The organism is Paracoccaceae bacterium Fryx2 (genome assembly GCA_032334235.1).
GTDB lineage: Bacteria > Pseudomonadota > Alphaproteobacteria > Rhodobacterales > Rhodobacteraceae > JAVSGI01.
In genome coordinates, this window is record JAVSGI010000005.1 from 1391314 (window position 1) to 1412891 (window position 21578).

The 21578-nt window shown below is 68.7% G+C and carries 19 protein-coding genes; 6 read left to right on the plus strand and 13 right to left on the minus strand.

Going from position 1 to position 21578, the window contains the following annotated elements; genetic code table 11:
• Positions 1-121: 121 nt before the first annotated feature.
• Both RNZ50_15935 and RNZ50_15940 read right to left on the minus strand, forming a co-directional pair.
• Positions 122-3199 (minus strand): efflux RND transporter permease subunit, encoded by a 3078-nt coding sequence (locus tag RNZ50_15935; GenBank protein MDT8856485.1) that lies wholly within the window; start codon positions 3197-3199, stop codon positions 122-124.
• Between the two features lie 9 nt (positions 3200-3208).
• A complete protein-coding gene (locus tag RNZ50_15940) occupies positions 3209-4309 on the minus strand; it encodes an efflux RND transporter periplasmic adaptor subunit (protein ID MDT8856486.1) in 1101 nt (366 codons plus the stop codon).
• Positions 4310-4621: 312 nt separating this feature from the next.
• On the opposite strand from RNZ50_15940, the gene RNZ50_15945 reads away from it, so the two are divergent.
• From RNZ50_15945 to rsgA, 4 genes are all read left to right on the plus strand, one after another.
• The gene (locus tag RNZ50_15945) at positions 4622-4957 is read left to right on the plus strand and encodes a metalloregulator ArsR/SmtB family transcription factor (protein ID MDT8856487.1); all 336 of its coding nucleotides are present in this window, start codon (positions 4622-4624) and stop codon (positions 4955-4957) included.
• A complete protein-coding gene (locus RNZ50_15950) occupies positions 4954-5109 on the plus strand; it encodes a hypothetical protein (protein MDT8856488.1) in 156 nt (51 codons plus the stop codon). The genes RNZ50_15945 and RNZ50_15950 overlap by 4 nt, the downstream gene beginning before the upstream one ends.
• Positions 5106-5822 carry an arsenical resistance protein ArsH gene (gene arsH / locus RNZ50_15955; protein ID MDT8856489.1) on the plus strand — a complete coding sequence of 239 codons (717 nt, stop codon included), beginning with the start codon at positions 5106-5108 and terminating at the stop codon, positions 5820-5822. The genes RNZ50_15950 and arsH overlap by 4 nt, the downstream gene beginning before the upstream one ends.
• Before the next feature lie 448 nt (positions 5823-6270).
• Positions 6271-7314: a ribosome small subunit-dependent GTPase A gene (rsgA, locus tag RNZ50_15960; protein ID MDT8856490.1), complete on the plus strand. Its 1044-nt coding sequence runs from the start codon at positions 6271-6273 to the stop codon at positions 7312-7314.
• Positions 7315-7461: 147 nt separating this feature from the next.
• Here the strand turns inward: rsgA and RNZ50_15965 are convergent, their stop codons facing one another.
• Positions 7462-8052 (minus strand): alpha/beta hydrolase, encoded by a 591-nt coding sequence (locus RNZ50_15965; GenBank protein ID MDT8856491.1) that lies wholly within the window; start codon positions 8050-8052, stop codon positions 7462-7464.
• A 147-nt stretch (positions 8053-8199) separates the two neighbouring features.
• Here RNZ50_15965 and RNZ50_15970 point away from each other — a divergent pair, with 147 nt between their 5' ends.
• Positions 8200-8631 carry a hypothetical protein gene (locus RNZ50_15970; protein MDT8856492.1) on the plus strand — a complete coding sequence of 144 codons (432 nt, stop codon included), beginning with the start codon at positions 8200-8202 and terminating at the stop codon, positions 8629-8631.
• A 78-nt stretch (positions 8632-8709) separates the two neighbouring features.
• Here RNZ50_15970 and murD read toward each other — a convergent pair whose 3' ends face one another.
• The 10 genes from murD to RNZ50_16020 form a co-directional block, all read right to left on the minus strand.
• Entirely contained in the window at positions 8710-10113 is a 1404-nt protein-coding gene (murD, locus tag RNZ50_15975; protein MDT8856493.1) for a UDP-N-acetylmuramoyl-L-alanine--D-glutamate ligase, read from the minus strand.
• 262 nt (positions 10114-10375) lie between these two features.
• Positions 10376-11056 carry an SDR family NAD(P)-dependent oxidoreductase gene (locus RNZ50_15980; protein MDT8856494.1) on the minus strand — a complete coding sequence of 227 codons (681 nt, stop codon included), beginning with the start codon at positions 11054-11056 and terminating at the stop codon, positions 10376-10378.
• Entirely contained in the window at positions 11056-12138 is a 1083-nt protein-coding gene (gene mraY / locus RNZ50_15985; GenBank protein ID MDT8856495.1) for a phospho-N-acetylmuramoyl-pentapeptide-transferase, read from the minus strand. Before mraY ends, RNZ50_15980 begins: the two co-directional genes overlap by 1 nt.
• Positions 12139-13614 (minus strand): UDP-N-acetylmuramoyl-tripeptide--D-alanyl-D-alanine ligase, encoded by a 1476-nt coding sequence (gene murF / locus RNZ50_15990; protein ID MDT8856496.1) that lies wholly within the window; start codon positions 13612-13614, stop codon positions 12139-12141.
• A gap of 138 nt (positions 13615-13752) precedes the next feature.
• A complete protein-coding gene (locus RNZ50_15995) occupies positions 13753-15240 on the minus strand; it encodes a UDP-N-acetylmuramoyl-L-alanyl-D-glutamate--2,6-diaminopimelate ligase (GenBank protein ID MDT8856497.1) in 1488 nt (495 codons plus the stop codon).
• Positions 15241-15257: 17 nt separating this feature from the next.
• On the minus strand, positions 15258-17045 hold the full coding sequence (locus RNZ50_16000) for a penicillin-binding protein 2 (GenBank protein MDT8856498.1): 1788 nt from the start codon (positions 17043-17045) through the stop codon (positions 15258-15260).
• Positions 17042-17389, minus strand: coding sequence for a cell division protein FtsL (locus RNZ50_16005; GenBank protein MDT8856499.1), 348 nt, complete (start codon positions 17387-17389; stop codon positions 17042-17044). Before RNZ50_16005 ends, RNZ50_16000 begins: the two co-directional genes overlap by 4 nt.
• Positions 17389-18387: a 16S rRNA (cytosine(1402)-N(4))-methyltransferase RsmH gene (gene rsmH, locus RNZ50_16010; protein MDT8856500.1), complete on the minus strand. Its 999-nt coding sequence runs from the start codon at positions 18385-18387 to the stop codon at positions 17389-17391. The genes RNZ50_16005 and rsmH overlap by 1 nt, the downstream gene beginning before the upstream one ends.
• 3 nt (positions 18388-18390) lie before the next feature.
• Positions 18391-18921: a division/cell wall cluster transcriptional repressor MraZ gene (gene mraZ, locus RNZ50_16015; protein MDT8856501.1), complete on the minus strand. Its 531-nt coding sequence runs from the start codon at positions 18919-18921 to the stop codon at positions 18391-18393.
• A 634-nt stretch (positions 18922-19555) separates the two neighbouring features.
• Entirely contained in the window at positions 19556-20623 is a 1068-nt protein-coding gene (locus tag RNZ50_16020; protein MDT8856502.1) for an Mrp/NBP35 family ATP-binding protein, read from the minus strand.
• Between the two features lie 267 nt (positions 20624-20890).
• Here RNZ50_16020 and RNZ50_16025 point away from each other — a divergent pair, with 267 nt between their 5' ends.
• Positions 20891-21106, plus strand: coding sequence for a DUF1127 domain-containing protein (locus RNZ50_16025; protein ID MDT8856503.1), 216 nt, complete (start codon positions 20891-20893; stop codon positions 21104-21106).
• Positions 21107-21578: the final 472 nt, after the last annotated feature.

Below are 21578 nucleotides of genomic sequence, written 5' to 3' on the forward strand. Positions count from 1 at the left end.
GGTGCCAGGCGCGAGGCGGGCGCCCTCTCCGACGGGACGGGAAAGGCGCGGCCGGCGGCAAGCGGCGGAACTGGCGGTTCGTCGGGCTTCCCGCCGCAAGGCGGGCAGCCTGCGGCCCGTCTCAGGCCGCGCCGAACTGCTTCTCGACGTCGCGGTGGTGTTGCAGGTAGGAGGCGTCGCTGCGCGAGATCAGGGTGTAGAACATCGGCACCACGAAGAGCGTGAACACCGTCCCGACCAGCAGTCCGGTGAATATCACCAGCCCCATAGCCTGCCGCGCCGCGGCCCCTGCCCCTTCGGCGAGGATCAGCGGCACCACGGCCAGCGCCATCGCGGCGGTGGTCATCAGGATCGGCCGGAGGCGGGTCCTGGCGGCCGCAACGATCGCGTCGCGCCGGGAAAGCCCGTGCACCTCGCGCTGCTGGTTGGCGAATTCGACCATCAGGATGCCGTGCTTGGTGATCAGCCCGATCAGCGTGATCAGCCCCACCTGCGTGTAGATGTTCAGCGTGCTGACCCCGAAATAGAGCGGCAGCATCGCCCCGAAGATCGACAGCGGCACCGACATCATGATGATGAACGGGTCGCGGAAGCTTTCGAACTGCGCCGCCAGCACCAGATAGATCACCACCAGCGCCGCCCCGAAGGCCAGCAGGATGGTGTTGCCCTCGCTTTTCTCCAGCCGCGACTGGCCGGAGTATTCGAGGAAGAACCCGTCCGGCATCACCTCGGCCGCAATCCGTTCCAGCTCGGCCAGCGCCACGCCGGTCGAAAGCCCGATCATCGGCATACCCGAAAGGGTGGCAGAGTTCAATTGGTTGAACTGTTCGATCGAGGCGGCGGTGACGCCGGGATTGATGCTGACCACCGAGGAAAGCGGCACCATCGCGCCGGAACCGGAGCGCACGAAGAACTCCATCAGCCGCTCGGGGTTGTCGCGCCATTCCTCGGGCACCTGGGTGATCACGTCGTAGCTGTTGGAATCGCGGTCGAACTGCGCGATTGCCCCGCCGCCGACAAGGATGCCCAGCGTGTTGCCGATAGCGCTGACCGGCACGCCCAGCTGCGCCGCCCGGTCACGGTCGATGGTCACGCGCACCTGCGGCGCATCGAACGACAGGCTGTTCTGCACCACGATGAACATGCCCGACTGCATCGCCCTGGCCCGGATTTCGTCGGCAATCTCCACCACCCGTTCGGGCGCGTGGATCGACTGGATCACCATCGAGATCGGCAGGCCGCCCCCCGCCCCCGGCAGCGAGGGCGGCGCGAAGACATAGCTTTGCAGGCCCGGCGAAGTGTCGAGTATCGCCTGGATTTCCGTCTGTATCTCGGCCTGGCTGCGGTCGCGCTGCGACCAGTCCTTCAGCGCCCAGATGTAGAAGCCGGTGTTGCTGGCCCCGCCCATGCCCGCAACCGAGAACGAGGTCTGAACCTCCTGTATGTCGGCTGTGCGCTTGCCGATTTCGGTGGTGAAGGCGTCGGTATAGTCGAGCGTGGCATAGCGCGGCCCGTTCAGGATGGCGAACAGCGCGCCCTGATCCTCTTCCGGGGCAAGCTCGGACGAGGTGTTGAGGAACATGAAGCCCAGCCCGCCGACCAGCGCCAGCACCATCAGCAGCGTCACCGGGCGATAGTCGAGCGAGGACGACACCCGCCGTTCATACCAGTTCGACACGCCGTCCAGCGTGCGGTCTGCGATCCGCTGAAACCGGCCTGGAGCACCGTGATGCAAGAGCCGTGCCGACATGGTGGGCGTGATGGTCAGCGCCACGATGCCCGAAATGATCACCGATCCGGCCAGCGTCAGCGCGAATTCGGTGAACAGCGACCCCGTCAGCCCGCCGGTGAACGCCAGCGGCGCCAGCACGGCGGCAAGGGTGATGGTCATGGCGACCACCGGCCCGGTGATCTCCTTCATGCCCTGAATCGCGGCGGCGGCGGGTTTCATGCCGTCCTCGATATGGCGGTGGATGTTTTCGACCACCACGATGGCGTCATCGACCACCAGACCGATCGCCAGCACCATGGCAAGCAGGGTCAGCAGGTTGATCGAATAGCCCAGCGCCAGCATGATGGCGCAGACCCCGATCAGCGACAGCGGAATGGTGACGATCGGCATCAGCACCGACCGGAACGAGCCGAGGAACAGCAGGATCACCACAACGACAATGGCGACCGCCTCTGCGATGGTCTTGAACACTTCGGTGATCGAGGCCGAGATGGTTTCGGTGGAGTCATAGACCATGTCGATGGTCATGCCCTGCGGCAGGGTCGTGCGCAGCGCCGGCAGTTCGTCCAGCACGTTGGCGGCAACATCGAGCTGGTTCTCGCCGGGGGCGGGAATGATGCCGATGAAGATGCCGGGCTGCCCGGCAAAGGTCACGATGGCATCGGTGGCGCCTGACGCCAGCTCGATCCGCGCCACATCGGCCAGCCGCACCACGCCGTTGGCCCCCTGCACCAGCGGCAGCGCGCCGAACGCGTCGGCGGTCTGGATGGTCGATTCCAGCGTCAGCGAATAGACGAAATACTGGTTCTCGGTCTTGCCGGGGGCCGATAGGAAGTTCGCCCCGCGAATGGCTGCCAGCACTTCCGATGCCGTCACGCCGCGCGCAGAAAGCTGCAACGGGTCCAGCCAGATCCGCATCGCATATTCCGAGGCACCCATGATTTCCATCTGCGCCACGCCGTCGATGTTGGTCACGCGCGGCCGCACCACCCGTTCCAGATACTCCGTCAGTTGTTCGGGCGTCATGTTGGGGTTCTGCACCGCCAGATACATCAGGGCAAAGGTCATGCCCGTGCCCTTGACGATCACCGGATCTTCGGCATCGGCGGGCAGTTGGCCGCGCACCTGCTGCACCTTCGACATCACTTCGGTCAGCGCGATGTCGGGTTCGGCGCCCAGCTTCATCTGCACCGACACGACCGAGGCCGAGGGGCGCGACTGGCTGGTGATGTAGTCGATATTCTCGGTGGTCGACACCGCCGAGGCGATGGGCGATGTCACGAAGCCCTGGATCAGGTCGGGCGCGGCCCCGGGGTAGACGGTGGTGATGGTCAGCACCGTTTCCTCGACTTCCGGATACTGGCGCACCGGCAGGTTCATCACCGACGCAAGGCCCAGGAACAGGATCAGCGCGGCCAGAACGGTCGAAAGAACCGGGCGGCGGATGAAGATTTCGGAAAAATGCATCGCCCGCCCCTATTCGCCTGCCGCTGCTTCAAGCACGACCGAATTGTCGATCCGGACACTGGCCCCCGATGTCAGCCGGTTCTGCCCCGAGGTCACGATCTGGTCGCCCGCGGCCAGCCCCTTGACCACCTCGATCCGCGATCCCGACCGGCGGCCAAGCGTCACGAACACCTGCTCGACCTTCAGCGCGCCCTCGGCCTCGCCGGAGCGGACCACATAGATCGAGTCGCCGTAAAGCGTTGAACTCACGGCCGTCTGCGGCACGGCGATCACGCCCTCTTCGCTGGGCAGCGAAATCCGCACTCGCAGGAACTGGCCGGGATAAAGCGTGCCCGAGGGGTTCTCGACCTGCGCGCGGACGGAAACCATCCGCGAATTGGCATCTACCAGCGGTTCGATGGCGATGATCTTGCCGGACGCGCTGAAGTTGCCGACCTCGGTCTTGACCGTCACCGCCCCGTCCAGCTTCAGATCGGCGATCTGCTGTTCCGGCACGGCGAAATCGACCCGCATCTGGCCCAGATCCTGCAAGGTCGCGTAAACCGTGCCGGGGGTGACATACTGCCCGATCTCGATCTTCGGAATGCCGATCACCCCGACAAAGGGCGCGGTCAGCTTCTTGCTGTCCAGCGTGGTCTGCACCTGCGCCACCTGCGCGCGGGCGCTCGCGGCCTGGGCCTCTGCGGTTTCGACCGTGTTGGCCGCCCCCACGCCGCGCGCCGACAGGGTCTCGGCCCGCCGCGCCTCGGCCATGGCCACGGTCAGCGCGGCCTCGGCGGCGGCCAGCGCCGCCTTCTCGCTGTCGTCGTCGATCTGCACCAGATGCTGCCCCTCGACGATGGTATCGTTGCCGGCAAACAGCAGCGCCCGCACCAGGCCACCAGATTCGATGGCCAGATCGACGCCGCGCGCCGAAAGCGCCGTGCCGATGGCGTCGATGCCCGGCTCCCATGTCACGGGCGTGACCGCCTCGGTGCTGACGGGCACCGGCGGAGGCACCATCTGGCTCATGAAACCGGCAATCATGTCGTCGCGGAAGAACTTGAAATACACGATCCCGCCCACGACAAGGGTCAGAAGGACAATGGCGATGAAGAGCCGCTTGAACATCGAGTTTCTCCGGCGAGGCTTTCTGGGGGCCGGACCGTGCAAGGCACATCCGGCATTCTGCGACTAAGTGCAGCGGCGGCGCCGGATCGTCAACTGCTGTTGAACCCTGTCGCAAAATCTTGTCCGGGCGCCGACAGCTCTCCCTTGCCCGCATTCCGTCAGAATTCCGGCGGGCCACGTTGCGTTTCCGTTCCCCCACCCCGGCCGCCAGAACGCCCCGGCCGGAAGATCCGCAGCCCGATGCGTTTCGGCGCGCAGGGGGTTGACGCCCACGCCCGCATCATGCAACATCGCCTTTCGTCGAGAAACGAAATGGCCGCCATGATCCTGCCCGAAGACAACCGCGTGGCCGACCTGGCCAAGGCGCTCGGCCACCCGGCTCGCATCCGCATCCTGCGATTGCTGCTGGCAACGCCGGGCTGCATCGGCGGCGATATCGTCGGCGCCGTGGGGCTGGCGCAATCGACCGTGTCGGAACACCTGCGCATCCTGAAGGCCGCAGGCGTGATCCGGGGCGAGATTTCCGGGCCGCGCGTCTGCTATGCGCTGAACCCTGCCGCATTGTCCGGCCTGTCGGCCTTCGTCGCCGGTCTGGTCACGCCCGCAGCCGATGCCTGCTGCGCCCCCGGCCCGAAAGAACCGACATGAGCGGTTTCCACCTGACCGGGTCGCGGCGGATGGCACGCGGCGGAGCGGCCGCGGTGACGGCCTGCACCGCCCGGATCAAGCCCGCCCCGGTTCCGCGCCTTCTGACGGTGGTCGCCCTTGCCAACCGCACGCCGAGGAGCTTTCCAGCATGACCGACACGCCGAACATCGACGACGCGCTGCTTGCGGGCATCGACCGTGCCCGGCTTCTGGCGCCGGCCCCGGCCGCGCACCCGCCGCGCATCCTGATCCTTTACGGCTCGTTGCGTCCGCGCAGCTTCAGCCGGCTGTCGGGTGAAGAGGCGGGGCGCATCCTTACCCGGCTTGGCGCCGAGGTCCGGTTCTACAACCCCTCGGGCCTGCCGCTGGCCGATGACGGGGCCGACGCCACCCACCCGAAGGTGCGCGAACTGCGCGATCTGGTGACGTGGAGCGAGGGCATGGTCTGGTCCTCCCCCGAACGGCACGGCGCGATGACCGGCCTGATGAAGACCCAGATCGACTGGGTGCCGCTGAGCGAAGGCGCCGTGCGCCCGACGCAGGGCAAGACGCTCGCGGTGATGCAGGTGTCGGGCGGGTCGCAAAGCTTCAATGCGGTCAACCAGATGCGGATTCTGGGCCGCTGGATGCGGCTGATCACCATTCCGAACCAGTCCTCGATCCCCAAGGCGTTTCAGGAGTTCGACGCGGCGGGCCGGATGCGCCCGTCGCCGTTCTACGACCGGATCGTCGATGTGATGGAAGAACTGATGAAGTTCACCCTGCTGACCCGCGACCGCGCCGACTATCTGGTAGACCGCTATTCCGAGCGCAGGGAAAGCGCCGAGGCGCTGGCGGCGCGGGTGAACCTGTCGGCCGCCACCTGACCTTTCCGCCGGGCCGACAGCCATCGCCGTGCCGGGCTTCTCGGCGGCCCTCCTCGGTCCGTCGCGTATGGTCAGCGAAAGCAGGACGAACGCCCGCGCTGCAATGGCCGGCCGAGGCCGGCGGGGCCTGACGGCATGGCGGGCCAGGCAGGCGGGCAACGCCCCGTGCCGGGGCCAGGGCTGCAGATACCGTGCAAAACCTTGCGAAAAGAACGGCCCGGGCGTATGATCAATACGCAAAATGGCGCGACGCGCTTCTGCATCGATTCGATCCGAACTTTCCGGATCAACCGGCGCCCGCGCCACAGCAGCAAAGGAGAGGCCATGTCAGAGCTTGCATCCCTCCGGGCCGGGGCCGTCTGAGCGGACCTTCCGCCGCCGCCTCGCCCGTCTGAACGCAACCGGCGCCCCTGGTGCCAGACCTTCAGTCTTTTGCGAGGGCTTTCCCTTGACCACACCCTTGACGCTCGCCGATCTCGGCTGGGCTCTCGATTTCCTGCGCCAGCTTGATCTGGATGAAATCGGCACCACCACCCCCTGCCGCATCTCGGCTGTCCACCGCAACCGGGTAGAGGCGATCGGGGCCGACGGTCCGCTTTCCCTGATCCCGCCGCCCGGGCTTTCCACCGGCGAGGTTGCCGTGGGCGACTGGGCGCTGGCCCGTGACCAGCGCCTGCTGCGGCTGCTGGACCGGCGCACCTGCCTTGCCCGCCGCGCGGCGGGAACCGGCGCGGCGCGGCAGCTTATCGCGGCGAACGTCGATACGCTGTTCGTCGTCACCTCGTGCAACGCCGATTTCAACCCGGCGCGGCTGGAACGCTATCTGGCGCTGGCGCTTGGGGCCGGGGTGGAACCGGTGATCCTGCTGACCAAGGCCGACCTCTGCGACGGCCCCGCTTCCTGGGCCGACCGTGCAAGGGCGGTCAACCGGCGGGTCGAGGCCCGCACGCTCGACGCGCTGTCGGGCGATGTCGGCACGGCGCTGGCCGAGTGGTGCAGGCCCGGCAGGACGGTGGCGCTGGCGGGGTCTTCCGGCGTGGGCAAGACCACGCTCGCCAATGCGCTGGCTGGGGCGGCGCGTTCCACCGCGCCGATCCGCGAGGATGACGCCAAGGGGCGGCACACCACGACCGGGCGCGACCTCTTGCCGATGGCGGTCGGCGGCTGGCTGATCGACACGCCGGGAATGCGCGAATTGCGCCTGACCGACGCCGAAGACGGCATCGCCGCGCTGTTCGACGATCTCGACGCTTTGGCCCGCACCTGCCGTTTTCACGACTGCTCGCACCAGACGGAGCCGGGCTGCGCGATCCGTTCGGCGGTGGCGGACGGCCGGCTTGACCCCGACCGCATCGCCCGGTGGGAAAAGCTGCGGCGCGAAGACCGCCACAACTCCGAAACGCTGGCCAAGGCGCGCCACCGCGACCGCGCCTTCGGCCAGATGGTGCGCGGGGTGCTGCGCGACAAGGCAAGGCTGCGGGGCGACCGGTAGGGGCGCCGGTCGCCCCGTCAGCCCGCGCAGGCAGGGGGCCTTCCTGCCTGCGCGACCGGCGCCCGCCGGACCGGTGCGGCCCCGGTCAGCGCCGGGGCCGTCGTTCCAAATCCGGGCGCCTCGCATCCGGACGCGCTTCCGGGCGCCTCAAACCCGGGCGCCTCTCATCCGCGAACCCCACAGGCGGCGGGCGGGGGCGGCCGCCACGGCGGGTGCCGACCTCGCCACAAGGTCATCGCGAAGGGCTTTCCCGCGGGCCCAGGGACCGAACCCCGAGGCCGCATCGACATGGCCCGCAAGCCCCAGGTCAACAAGCTCGCTGCCCCAGACATGCGACAGATGGCGGGCGCGGGAAAAGCTCATCCACGGGTCATTGCGGCTGGCGACGACGGTTGTCGGGATGGTCAGGCGCGCCTCGGGCAGGGCACCGAAATGCCCGATACGGTCGTCGCCCTGCGTTTCCACCGGCGCCACCAGCAGGGCCGCGCGCACGTTCAGATGCGGCCATGTCGCCATCAGCTGCGCAATCAGCACCGCACCCAGCGCATGTCCGACCAGAATGCAGTCGGGGTTGGCCAGGATCGCCGTGGCCAGTTCGATTTCCCAGACCGCCGGGGTCGGCCGCCAAGGCTCGGACAGTTCCACCATCACGGCATTCCGGTCGGTCGCCGCCCACCATTGCTGCCAATGCGGTGCCTCGGCGCCATCAAGGCCTGGAACTATCAGCGTTCTGGTCATGGTCTGCTCTTGGTCGGTCGATTCGCTTCGCCATTAAAGTCTATCAAGTTGGTCGCGATTAAAGTTTCCAAAGATCGCCCCTGAAAGAGAACATCCTTCCGGGCGCCACCGGGTCAGCGGTTCAGCGTGTCCACCGGGTAGGCGGTGGTGAACATCATCCGCTCCATCGCATCCAGGCACCACCCCACCCGCATGACCCGCCCGACAGCCATATCCCGCCGCCTTGCCGAAGCTCTTGGCGATGTGACGTTCCGCCTGACGACGGCCCGCCTGAGCCGCTCTGTCGCGGGGCGGGCCGAGATTGCGCTGCTTTCCGAACGCTGGCGCGCCGCAGGCGGGTCGCTGCGCATCGCGGGCCCCGCATGGTTCGCCGTCTGGGGTCGCGACGTGCAGCGGATGCGCCGGGCCCGTGCCATCGTCCTGCCCGCGCCATGGATCGGCTTGACCGATACCGAAACGCTCGCCATTCTCGCGGATCAGCTGCGTCGGCTGGACCCGGGCACACCGGAAACGCCCTGGCTGTCCAATGCCCTGGTCAGCGCCAGGGCACGGCTCCGGGCGGCGCTGAGCGGCGCCTGAGCGCGGCCGCCTTTCTTCTTTTCCCGAATATCCCCCGCGGAGCGTCCAGCGACGGCCACAGGCGCCGCCCCCGGCAGGTCAGGCGCCGGCCAGCCCCTGCACCAGTGCCGTGAAATCGTCGCCACGTTTCTCGAAGTCGGGATACTGGTCGAAACTGGCGGCGGCGGGGGCGAGCAGCACCACCTCGCCCGGTTCGGCCTCGGCGGCGGCGCGGGCCACGGCGCGGGCCATGGTCTCGCAGATCTCGTGCGGGGTGGCGCCGATCTGCAGCGCGAAGTCGCGGGCGGAATGGCCGATCAGATAGGCCTTCACCACCGAGCCGAGATGCGGCGCCAGCGCCGCGATGCCGCCGTCCTTGCCCAGGCCTCCGGCGATCCAGCGGATGCGGGGGAAGGCTTGCAGCGCCTTGGCGGCGCTGTCGACGTTGGTCGCCTTGCTGTCGTTGACGTAGCGCACCCCGTTGTGCAGGCCGACGGTCTGGCTGCGGTGGGGCAGGCCCGCAAAGCTGTGCAGGGCGGTCTCGATCAGCTTCGGCCCGATGCCAAGCGAGCGACAGGCGGCGAAGGCGGCGCAGGCGTTCTGGTGGTTGTGCGCGCCCGGCAGGCCCGGCATGGCGCGCAGATCGACCGAGGCCACCTGCTTGCCGCGCCGCCATTCGGCCAGAAACCCCTTGCGGGCGAAGACCGACCAGCCAAAACCTTCGAGCTTGCTGCCCGACGACACCCGGATCACCCGGTCATCCTCTGCCCCTTCGGCAAGCTGGCCCGCCAGATACCGCCCCTCGGCCTCGTCGACGCCGATCACCGCGCGGTCGGGGCCGCCTTCGGCGAACAGGCGGCGCTTGGCGGCGAAATAGCCGCCCATGCCGCCGTGCCGGTCCAGATGGTCGGGCGAGAGGTTGGTGAAGACCGCGACATCGGGGGTCAGGGCGCGGGCGAGGTCGGTCTGGTAGCTGGAAAGTTCCAGCACGATCACCTCGCCATCCTGCGCCGGATCGAGGTCGAGCACGCCGCGGCCGATGTTGCCCGCCATCTGGGTCGGGCGGCCCGCGACCTCAAGGATGTGGTGGATCAGGGCGGTGGTGGTGGACTTGCCGTTCGATCCGGTGATGCAGACCACGCGGGGGGTCTGGTCGAAGGCTTCCCAGTCATCGGTCGCGAACGAGCGGAAGAACAGCCCGATGTCGTTGTCGACCGGAATCCCGAGTTCGTAGGCGCGGGCGATCACCTTGTTCGGCGCGGGGTAGAGGTGGGGGATGCCGGGGCTGACGATCAGGGCGGCGACGCCGTCGAAAGCCTGCGCGCGGGTCAGGTCGGTGCAGGTGAAGCCCTCGGCTTCGGCGCGGGCGCGGGATTCGGGGCTGTCGTCCCACAGCAGCGGTTCGGCCCCGCCGGCCGCGAGGGCGCGGGCGGTGGCGAGGCCGGACCGGCCGAGGCCGAGGACGGCAACTTTTCGGCCTGCATGGCCCTGGACTGGAATCATTCGCCGCTCTCCCGGTTGTCGGCGCGCAGAATGGGGGGTGCGGCGGGCGGGTGCAAGGGTGCGTGACGGGGGCGGGATTTCACGCGTGAAAATGTGCCCAACCAACTGTTATCAAACGATTTTGTGAATCATGTTAACATTCTGGAAGGGATATTGCGTCCCGAAGGGCCTGCGGGCGCGGGGCGGGGCGCAAAGAACGCCCGGCGCCGCCGCCCGGCCCGGCCTTGCCGCCGGAGGGCCGCCGGGGCGGAGGCCGCCCGCCTTACCAGCCGATCGGCGCGCGGTCGCGGAATAAGCCGCCGGTCGGGCCGTTGTCGGGCAGGGTTGCCAGCCAGATCGGGGTGTCGGCGCCTTCCTCGGGGGTTCGGGTCGCGCCGGGGCCGCCCATCCGGGTTGCAACCCGGCCGGGGCAGCAGGCGTTGACCTTGACGCCGGGCGGCAGGTCGCGCGGCAGGGCATGGGTCAGCGCGTTCAGCGCCGCCTTGGCGATGCCGTAGGCGCCGGGGCCGCCCAGCCCCTCGGCAAAGCTGCCCCAGCCCGAGGAGACGTTGACGATCCGGCCCCAGCCGGTGCGGCGCCAGTGCGGCACGCAGAGCCGGATCAGGTCGAGGGGTGCCGCCACCATCACCTCCATCGCCTCGGCAAAGTCGCTTTTCGGGGCCAGCAGCGAGACGTCGGACAGAACCCCGGCGTTGTTCACCAGAATGTCGAACCCGCCCGCCTGCACCACGGCGTCGAAATAGCTGTCGGGATCGGCAAGGTCGATCCGGGCGAATGCCACGCCAAGCGCGGCAGCGGCGGCGCGGCCCTGATCCTCGTTGCGCGCGCCGAGCGTGACCTTGACGCCGCGCGCCGCCAGCCCCGACGCAATCGCACGGCCCAGCCCACGGTTGGCCCCGGTGACCAGCGCGGTGCGCGGCACCAGAGGCACGGCCTGCGCCATCAGCGCAGCTTCAGCGTGGCAAGGCCGATCAGGGCGAGGATCAGGCTGATGATCCAGAAACGGATCACGATCTGCGGTTCGGCCCAGCCCTTCTTCTCGAAATGGTGGTGGATCGGGGCCATCAGGAAGACCCGCTTGCCGGTGCGCTTGTAGTAGAGCACCTGGATTATCACCGACAAAGCCTCGACCACGAACAGCCCGCCGACGATGGCCAGCACGATTTCATGCTTGGTGCAGACCGCGATGGCCCCCAGCGCGCCGCCGAGTGCCAGCGACCCGGTGTCGCCCATGAAGACCGCCGCCGGGGGGGCGTTGTACCACAGGAACCCCAGCCCGCCGCCGATCAGCGCGGCCGCAAAGATCAGCAATTCCCCCGTTCCCGGCACGAAATGCACCCCGAGGTATTCGGCGAAGTTGAAGTTGCCGACGAGATAGGAGATTGCCCCCAGCGTGCCCGCTGCGATCATCACCGGCATGACGGCGAGGCCGTCGAGCCCGTCGGTCAGGTTGACGGCATTGGCCGCGCCGACGATCACGATCATCCCGAAGGGCACGAAGAACCAGCCGAGGTTGATCAGCGAGTTCTTGAACACCGGCAAGGCAAGCTGGTTGGTCAGCGCGTCGGGGTGGAAGCGGGCGGCGGCGAAGGCGGCAAGCCCCGCGATCACCAGCCCCAGCAGGAAGCGCACGCGGCTGGAGACGCCCTTGGTGTTCTGCTTGGTGACCTTGGCGTAATCGTCCGCAAAGCCGATCATCCCGAAGGCGAAGGTGACGAGCAGCACGATCCAGACATGCGGATTGTCGAGCCGCGCCCAGAGCAGGGTCGAAAACAGCAGCGCCGACAGGATCAGCAGGCCCCCCATCGTGGGCGTGCCCGCCTTGGCGAAATGGCTTTGCGGGCCATCGTCGCGGATCGGCTGGCCCTTGCCCTGCCTGCGGCGCAACAGGTCGATCAGCGGCCGCCCGAAGATGAAGCCGAAGATCAGCGCGGTGAAGAAGGCCGCCCCGGCGCGGAAGGTGATGTAGCGGAACAGGTTGAAAAGGTCGCCGCCATCGGAAAACTGGGTCAGCCAGTACAGCATCTACTCGTGTCCTCGGGTCTGTGACCCCTTGGTGCGGGGTGCCTTGTCTTTTGGAGTGCCCGCCTGACCCAATTTGCGCAGGGCGTCAACCACCAGGCTGACCTTGATGCCCTTAGATCCCTTGACCAGCACGATGTCCCCGGCGTCGACCAGGGTGGGGGCGCGGGCCACCAGTTCGGCCGCGGTTTCGACCCATTCGCCGCGCTGGCGTCTGGGCAGGGCGTCGTGCAGGGCGCGCATCCGGGGGCCGACGCAATGGACGGTGGTGATCTGCGACAGCGCGGGGTGGCCTGCGACGGCCCGGTGCAGCGCCGTCTCGTCGGGGCCGAGTTCGAGCATGTCGCCCAGGATGGCGATGCGGCGGCCACTGGCGATGCGGCCGACATCATTGGTCGGGTTGAACAGCGCCAGCACGTCGAGGCTGGCCGCCAGCGAGGCGGGGTTGGCGTTGAAGGCGTCGTCGATCAGGTCGAAGCCGATGTCATCCAGCGGGTCGAGCAGGATGCGCTCGCGCGTGCCGCGCCCTGCCGGGGGGTGCCAGCGGCCAAGGTCGCCCGCCGCGATGCCGGGGTCGAGGTGCAGCGTCTCGGCCACCGCCATCACCGCAAGCGCGTTCATCGCGAAGTGGCGGCCGGGGCTGGAGACCTTGAAGAGCCGCGGTTTGCCCGCGATGGTGGTGCGCAGGATCGAGGCGCCTTCGGTCAGCGTCAGGTCGTCAAGATGGATGTCGGCGGCGGGGGCGGTGCCGAACAGGTGGGTCTTGAGCCCGAGGGCGGCGGCCTTGGCAGTCAGGATCGGGGTCACGGCGAGGTCGGCGGGCAGGATGGCGGTGCCGCCGGGCTCTACCCCGTCGAGGATCGCGGCCTTTTCGTGGGCGATGCCGTCGAGGTCGGCAAAGGCTTCAAGGTGTGCCGGGGCGACGGTGGTGATCAGGGCGACGTGCAGGCGGGCCATGCGGGCCAGCGGGGCAATCTCGCCGGGGTGGTTCATGCCGATCTCGATCACCGCGAAACCGGCGTCGGGCGGCAGGCGGGCGAGGGTCAGGGGCACGCCCCAGTGGTTGTTGTAGCTCGCCTCGGCCGCGTGGACGCTGCCCTGCCCGGCCAGCATGACGCGCAGCATTTCCTTGGTCGAGGTCTTGCCGACCGACCCGGTGACGCCGATCACCTTTGCGCCCGAGCGGGCACGCGCGGCACGGCCGAGGTCTTCGAGGGCGCGGAGCACGTCGGGGACGACAAGCAGGGGCGCGTCGGCGGGCAGGCCGTCGGGAATGCGCGAGACGAGGGCGGCGGCGGCGCCCTTGGCCAGCGCCTGGGCCACGAAATCGTGGCCGTCGCGCTGGTCTGTCAGGGCGATGAACAGGTCGCCCGGGGCAAGGGTGCGGGTGTCGATCGAGACGCCGGTGGCCTGCCATGCGGTGGTGGCGCGGCCCTTGGTGGCGGCGGCGGCGTCCTGGGCGGTCCAGAGGGGGGTCATCGCGGGAGGCTTTCGAAGGACGGACAGAAGCGGGGGGCCAGCCCCCGCGCCCCCCGGGATACTTGGACCAAGATGAAAGGCGCAGGACGTGGGGGCCGGGAAGGCAGGGTGCGGGAGCGGTGCCGGGAGGAGGGCGGATCATGGCAGGCCGTCGAGGGCTGCGACGGCGACCGAGGCCTGCTCGACATCGTCGAACGGATAGATGTCGCCCGCGATGACCTGGCCGGATTCGTGGCCCTTGCCTGCGATCAGCAGGGCGTCGCCGGGCAGCAGGGCATCGACGCCGCGCAGGATCGCCTCGGCGCGGTCTCCGACCTCGTTGGCCTCGGGGCAGGCTTCGAGGATGGCGGCGCGGATGGCGGCGGGGGATTCGGAACGGGGGTTGTCGTCGGTGACGTAGAGCACGTCGGCGTGGGCGGCGGCGGCGCGGCCCATCAGCGGGCGCTTGCCGCGGTCGCGGTCGCCGCCGGCGCCGAACACGATGATGATGCGGCCCATGACATGCGGGCGCAGCGCCTTGAGCGCGGTTTCGATGGCGTCGGGGGTGTGGGCGTAATCGACGAAGACCGAGGCGCCGTTGGCGCGGGTAGCGGCAAGCTGCATCCGGCCGCGCACGCCGGAAAGCTGCGGCAGGGTCGCCAGCACGTCGGCGGCGGCGGAACCGGAGGCGATGGCGAGGCCCGCGGCGAGGGCCACGTTCTCGGCCTGGAAGCCGCCGATCAGGCCAAGGCGGATCTGGTGCGGCTGGCCCTGCCAGCCAAGCCGCAGATCCTGCCCGGTGGCGTCGAACCGCTGGCCGAGGATGCGCAGGTCGCAGTCGGGGGCGTGGCCGACGCCCAGCACGGCCTGGCCGCGGGCCGAGGCGATGGCCGCGACCTCGGGCCCGCGCGGGTCGTCGAGGTTGATCACGGCGGTGCCGCCGGGCGGCAGCAGCCGGTCGAACAGACCGGCCTTGGCCGCGAAATAGGCTTCGAAGGTGCCGTGGTAATCGAGGTGGTCCTGGGTGAAGTTGGTGAAGCCTGCCGCCTTGAGGCGCACGCCGTCGAGGCGGCGCTGGTCGAGGCCGTGCGACGACGCCTCCATCGCGGCATGGGTGACGCCGCCCTCGGCCGCCTGCGACAGCAGCCGGTGCAGGGTGATCGGTTCGGGCGTGGTGTGGGGGCTGGGGGCGGCCCAGGCGCCCTCGACTCCGGTGGTGCCGATGTTGATCGCGGCATGGCCCAAAGCCATCCAGATCTGGCGGGTGAAGGTGGCGACCGAGGTCTTGCCGTTGGTGCCGGTGACGGCGACCATGGTTTCGGGCTGCGCGCCGAACCACAGGGCCGCGGCCCATGCAAGGGCCTGGCGCGGATCCTGCGCCACGACCAGCGGCACCTCGATGCCGGTCTGGGCCATGATGTCCTGCGCCAGCGCCGCCCCTGCGGCATCGGTCAGGATGGCGCGGGCCCCCTGTTGCAGCGCGGTGTCGAGAAAGCTTGCGCCGTGCAGCCTGGCCCCCGGCAGCGCGGCGAACAGATAGCCGGTCCGCACCGCGCGGCTGTCGACCGCAAGGCCGGTGATGCGTGCCTCGCGCCCGCCGCGCGCGGTCAGCCCCAGATCCGCCAGTGATTTCGTGTGATCCGCCATTGCAGCCCCCTGCCCCGTCAGTCGCCGACGGCAGTTAGCGCAAGGGGAGGGGCAAGTTCAACCTCGGGTCGCAGGCCGAGCAGCGGCGCGGTGCGGCGGATGATCTCGGCCGCGACCGGAACGGCCGTCCAGCCGGCGGTGCGGCGCGGCTTGGGGCCGGAGGTTTCGACCGGCTCGTCGAGGGTGACGATCAGGACGTATTTCGGGGCATTGGCCGGGAACACGCTGGCGAAGGTGTTGATAACCTTGTCCTTGTAGTAGCCGCCGGTGGGTTTGGGCTTGTCTGCGGTGCCGGTCTTGCCGGCCACGGCATAGCCCGGCACCTCGCCCATCGAGGCGGTGCCCTTGGTCACGACCTGGCGCAGCATCGACACGGCCGCGGCAGAGTTGCGTTCGGACAGCACGCGCGTGCCGGGTTCGTGAGGGGCGCCGTGCAGCAGGGTCGGGCGCACGGTGGTGCCGCCGTTGGCCACGGTGGCATAGGCCGCGGCAAGGTGCAGCGGGCTGGCCGACATGCCGTGGCCGTAGGAGGTCGTGATCGTGACGATCTCGGCCCAGCGCGACGGGATCAGCGGCTTGGCGCCGGGCGCCTCGATCAGCTCGACCGGGGTCGCGTCGAACATGCCGAGCGATTTCAGGAACGCCTGCTGGCGCAGGCCGCCGATCATCAGGCCGATGCGGGCCGAACCGACGTTGGAGGATTTCACGATCACGTCGGTGGCCGACAGCAGCGGGCCGTAGTTCTTGCCCTCGAACTCCTTGATCCTGAACTTGCCCCATTGCATCGGAGAGTTGGCATCGACCATGGTTTCGGGGTTCAGCAGGCCCAGTTCCAGCGCCTGCGCCACGGCGAAGATCTTGAAGGTGGAGCCAAGCTCGTAAACCCCCTGCACCGCGCGGTTGAACAGCGGGCTGTCGCCGGCATCGCCGGTGGTCAGGGGCTGGGGCCGGTTGTTGGGGTCGAAATCGGGCAGCGAGGCCATGGCCAGGATCTCGCCGGAATGCACGTCCATCAGGATGGCGGCGGCGCCCTTGGCGTTCATCATCTTCATGCCGGCGAACAGCACCTCTTCGGTGGTGGCCTGCACCGTCAGGTCGATCGAGAGCGCCACCGGTGCGCCGCCCTGCGCCGGGTCGCGCAGCCGGGCGTCGAGCGCCTTCTCGATGCCGGCCGTGCCGATCACCTCGGCCGAATGCACGCCTTCGGCGCCGAAACTGGCGCCGCCCAGCACATGCGCGGCCAGCCGGCCGTTGGGATAGAGCCGCATCTCGCGCGGGCCGAACAGGAGGCCGGGGTCACCGATGTCATGCACGGCCTGGCGCTGTTCGGGCGAGAGCACGCGGCGCACCCACATGAAGCTGCGCCCGTCGGTGAAGCGGCGTTCCAGCGCCGCGGCATCCATGTCGGGAAAGATCACCGCCAGTTCGCGGGCAACGCGGGCGGGATCGACCGTGTCCTTGGGCTGGGCGTAGAGCGAGTGCGTCAGCATGTTGGTGGCCAGCACGCGGCCGTTGCGGTCGGTGATGTCGGAACGCTGCGCCAGGATCTCGGCCCCCGGCGCGGCGGAGCGAGGCTCCATCGGCACCGAGGCCGCCAGCAGCCCCATGCGGGCGCCGATCACCGTGAAGGCGGCGAAGAAGGCGAGGCCGAGGATCAGCAGCCGCCCCTCGGCGCGGGACTTGGCGCGGTCGCGCAGCGCCTCGCCGCGCCGGGCGCGGTTCTCGCGTTCGATCAGCTCGGGGTTTTCGCCCCTGGCACGGGCGGAAAGGATGCGCGCCAGCGGGCGCAGGGGGGTGCGGATCACGGGAAAGCCTCCTGGTCGCCGGACAGGTCGACGGTCTCTGATATTTCGGGCAGGGCGGGGGCGGGGTAGGCCAGCAGCGCCGCCTGGCCGAACTGTTCGGGTTCCAGCGGCAGGAGGCGCAGGCGGTCGAAGTTGATCGTGGTCAGCTCGCGCAGCCGGGCGGGGCGGTTGAGGTAGGCCCATTCGGCGCGCTGCACCGACAGCGCCTCGCGCAGGCCCGCGATCTGCCCTTGCAGGGACGAGACTTCCTTGAGCGCCTGCTGGGTGGCGTAATTCTCGCGGTAGGCCCAGAAGGCCAGCCCCATCACGGCGAGAAAGGTCAGGATATACATCACGGGGCGCATCAGCGGCGTCCTTTCCGGGTGAATTGCGGCACGCCGAGGGCGGCATCCTCGGCCCGGCCGGCCGGGGCATCGGTGCGTTGGCCGACACGCAGCCTGGCGGAGCGCGAGCGCGGGTTGGCGGCCAGTTCGGCATCGTCGGCCGCGACGGCGCGGCGGGTCAGCAGGGTGAAGCGCGGGGTATCCTCGGCGCGGGCCGGGGCGTAGCGGTTGGCCTGCGCCTCGCCGCCCGAGCGGAGCTGGAAGAAGCGCTTCACGATGCGGTCTTCGAGGCTGTGGAAGGTCACGACCGCCAGCTTGCCGCCGGGTTTCAGCGCGCGTTCGGCGGCGGCAAGCCCTTCGGCCAGTTCGGAAAACTCGGCATTCACCGCGATGCGGATCGCCTGGAAGCTGCGGGTCGCGGGGTGGCTTTGCCCCGGCTTGGGGCGCGGCAGGCAGCGGCTGACGATCTCGGAAAGCTGGAGCGTGGTGATGATCGGCGCTGCGGTGCGGGCGGAGACGATGGCGCGCGCGATGCGGCGCGAGGCGCGTTCCTCGCCGTAAAGGTAGAGGATGTCGGCCAGGTGTTCCTCGGACTCGGTGTTGACGATGTCCTGCGCGCTGGGGCCGTCCTGGCTCATCCGCATGTCGAGCGGGCCGTCCTTGGCGAAGGAAAAGCCGCGCTGGGCCTGGTCAAGCTGCATCGAGGACACGCCGAGGTCGAGCACGATGCCGTCGAGGGGCGCGTCGGCATAGGTGTCGAGGGCGGAAAACGTGCCCGCCACCAGCCGCAGCCGGTCGCCGTAGGTGCCGGCCCAGGCGGCGGCCATTTCCAGCGCCGCGGGGTCGCGGTCGACGCCGATCACCGTGGTGGCCCCGGCATCCAGAAGGCCGCGCGCGTAGCCGCCCGCGCCGAAGGTGCCGTCGAGCCAGAGGCCGGTAACCGGGGCGACGGCGGCCAGCAGAGGGGCCAGAAGCACGGGGACGTGCGGCTGATCGGGGTCGGGGGCGCGCGGGGGCATGGGTCAGCCCTCCGTGTCGTCGTCGTCGGGGGGCAGGAGCGAGAGCATGTCCTCGCCCTCGGCCAGCAGATCCTGTTCTGCCCCGGCCTGGCCGGAGTCGGAGTCGTAGGTGTCGCGCTTCCAGATCTGGAAGGCGTTCAACATGCCGGCGAAGGTCGCCTCGGACCCGTCCTTCAGTTCGGCCATCGCAAGTTCGATCTTGTCGCGCCCCTTGGGCGGCAGCACGATGCGGCCGTCGTCGTCGATCTCGACTTCGAGCGAGCGGGTGATCAGGTTGCGGGTCAGGTAGATGCGCTTCTTGTCACCGACCGGCATCCGGGCGACGCGGCGTTCGAGCCGGGCCATTTCGGTGAGGGTGTAGCATTCGAGGAACCGGCGGGTTTCGCCGCCATAGACCAGAATGAACCGGGCACGCGGGTTGCCGGGGAAATTGGGGTCACCAGCCTCCAGGACACGGCGAAAGGCTGCGGGGATCGAAACCCTTGCCTTGCTGTCAACCTTCTGGTTGAATTCGCCCCTGAACGCCTCTGACACGGCCTTACGGCTCCTTCACTGCCCTCTGCTTCCGGCCCGGCTGTTGCGGGTCTTGAAGCGAACCCGGATGTCCGGGCCCGGAAATAGAAACGGCGGACCGTGCCAGCTGCCACTGCACGATCCGCCGCCTGTCCCATCGCTGGGTGTCCAACTACGCGCGCCACCTGGGGGAGTGCTGCTCGCCCGCGTGCCGGATCTCTGGTTTTTTAAGGGACGAGAGAGGTTGCCTGTATGAGCCTGCTTTTTGCCTTGTTCGGGGTCTTGTCGATGCCCCTGTTTGTCGTCTGCCACTCTCGTCTTCGTGAATCCTGAGTGCCATGGGAAAGCCTGGGAGGCAACGGGATTTTTTGGGAGAATGACCCACCAATCCGGGCCGATGCAGGCGAAAAATGGCGGCGCGGCGGGAAATGCCACGCGAAGGAACAAGACCTGGCGGAAATGGCTCGGGTTCACTACCAGATATGGGGTGTGTCTGATTTGCCCATAGTTTCCAGCAAAATCCCGGGAAATCCCGCGCGGAAGCCGAAATACCGGGCGCGTGGCAGGAAAGCCGGGGCTAAGGGCAAAAAACCCGGGGGGTGACCCGGGTTCTGCCGCCTGTTCACGGAAAAAGTGATTCGGGTCGGGGGGCGCGTCAGGCCATGCCGCCGGCCACCAGCCGCGCCGCCAGCCGGGCGTAGGCGTCGGCCTGCGGCCCCTCGCCCGCGGCAATCGGCGTTCCGGCATCGCCCGCCACCCGCACGTCGAGACTGAGCGGCAGTTCGCCCAGGAAGGGCAGGCCCTGCTTGGCCGCCTCGGCTGCCACGCCGCCATGGCCAAAGAGATGCGCCTCGTGGCCGCAGTTCGGACAGATGTAGGTGGACATGTTCTCGATCAGGCCCAGAACCGGGGTCTTGAGCTTCTGGAACATGTCGAGCGCCTTGCGCGCATCGAGCAGCGCCACGTCCTGCGGGGTGGAGACGACGATGGCGCCGGTCAGGTGGGTGCGCTGGCAGAGCGTCAGCTGGATGTCGCCGGTGCCGGGCGGCAGGTCGATCAGCAGGATGTCGAGCCTGCCCCACGCCACCTGCCCCAGCAACTGCTGCAAGGCGCCCATGATCATCGGGCCGCGCCAGATCACCGCCTCGTCCTCCTTCAGCATCAGGCCGATCGACATCATGGTGACGCCATGCGCCTGCAGGGGGATGATGGTCTTGCCGTCGGGGCTGGCGGGGCGCTTTCTGACGCCCATCATGCGCGGCTGCGACGGGCCGTAGATGTCGGCATCCAGCAGGCCGACCCGCCTGCCCTGCCGCGCCAGCGCCACCGCGAGGTTCGAGGCGACCGTCGACTTGCCGACCCCGCCCTTGCCCGAGCCGATGGCGATGATGCGGTCGATGCCGGAAATGCGCTGCGGCCCGCCCGTTTGCGGCGACGGATGCTGGCCGATCTTGACGGCAGGCGCCCTGGCCGCAGGGCCGTGCGCCGTCATCACCACCTGCACGCCGGCCACCCCGGGCAGCGCGCGCAGCGCGGCTTCGGCCTGCGCCTGCGCGGGGGCCAGTGCGCGTGCCTGTTCAGGGCTTTCGGCCTCGATCACGAACCGCACCTGGCCCGCCTCGACCGTCAGGGCGCGAATCATGTCGCGCGAAACCAGATCGCCGCCGCCGGGCAGCGGCACCCGGGAAAGGGCGGCCAGCACGGCCTCTTGCGTGACGGACATGGTTTCTCCTTCGCCCAATCCAGCGGCAAAGGTCGTGCGCTTTGCGGCAAAGGGCAAGGGCAGCTTTGCGTCCTGCTGAATATTCAGGCGAAGCGCCTGTTTACGTTAGGTAAATCTTTGGCCCAGCCATGCCGATGCTGCATGGCAGCATTGCGGTGGGCGGGCATTGTGCAGGCGCAGCAAATGACCCATCTTGGCTCCAACAGCGCAACCGACCTGCAATCGGCAGGATCAACAGGCGCCAAGAGCAGAACCGAGGCTGAACAGATGGCTTACGCTAACACCAACCGCACCGCGCACCATGGTGTCGCCTACCGCGTCACCTCACTGGTGGGGTCGGTCAAGGCGTACTTCCAGCAGCGCCGCGTCTATTCGCAAACCGTGCGCGAACTGAATGCACTGTCCACCCGCGAACTGGCCGATCTGGGCATCCACCGCTCGATGATCACCCGGATCGCGCTGGAGGCGGCCTACGGCAAATAGGTTTCTTGCGAGGCCCCACCTCCTCCCGGGGCCTGTAGCAAAAGCGGCGGCACTTCTCCTCCTCCCTGGTGCCGCCGTCCTTTCTTCGGAAGCGCAAGCTTCCACCGCGGAACGAAGCGTCTGCTTCGGGTGTTGTTTGAACGGCCCTCCCTCCTCCCTGGGCCAATCGAACCGGCGGCGACCTCGCTCCTCCTCCCTGGGGTCGCCGCATTTCATTTCAGGGTCCGGGCGCGCGCGCTTCTGGCCCAACGCTTTCGGAAGGCCCAACCTCCTCCCTGGGTCAACCGGACATGCGGCGGCATCTCTCCTCCTCCCTGGTGCCGCCGCGCCCTCTTCCCAAGTTTCGGAAGGCCCGACCTCCCCGGGTCAACCGGACAAGCGGCGGCACCGATCCTCCCTCCCGGGTGCCGCCGCGCCCGGATTTCGCCATCAGCACACGTGCCACCCCCGATGCGGCCCGCATCGGTCGCGG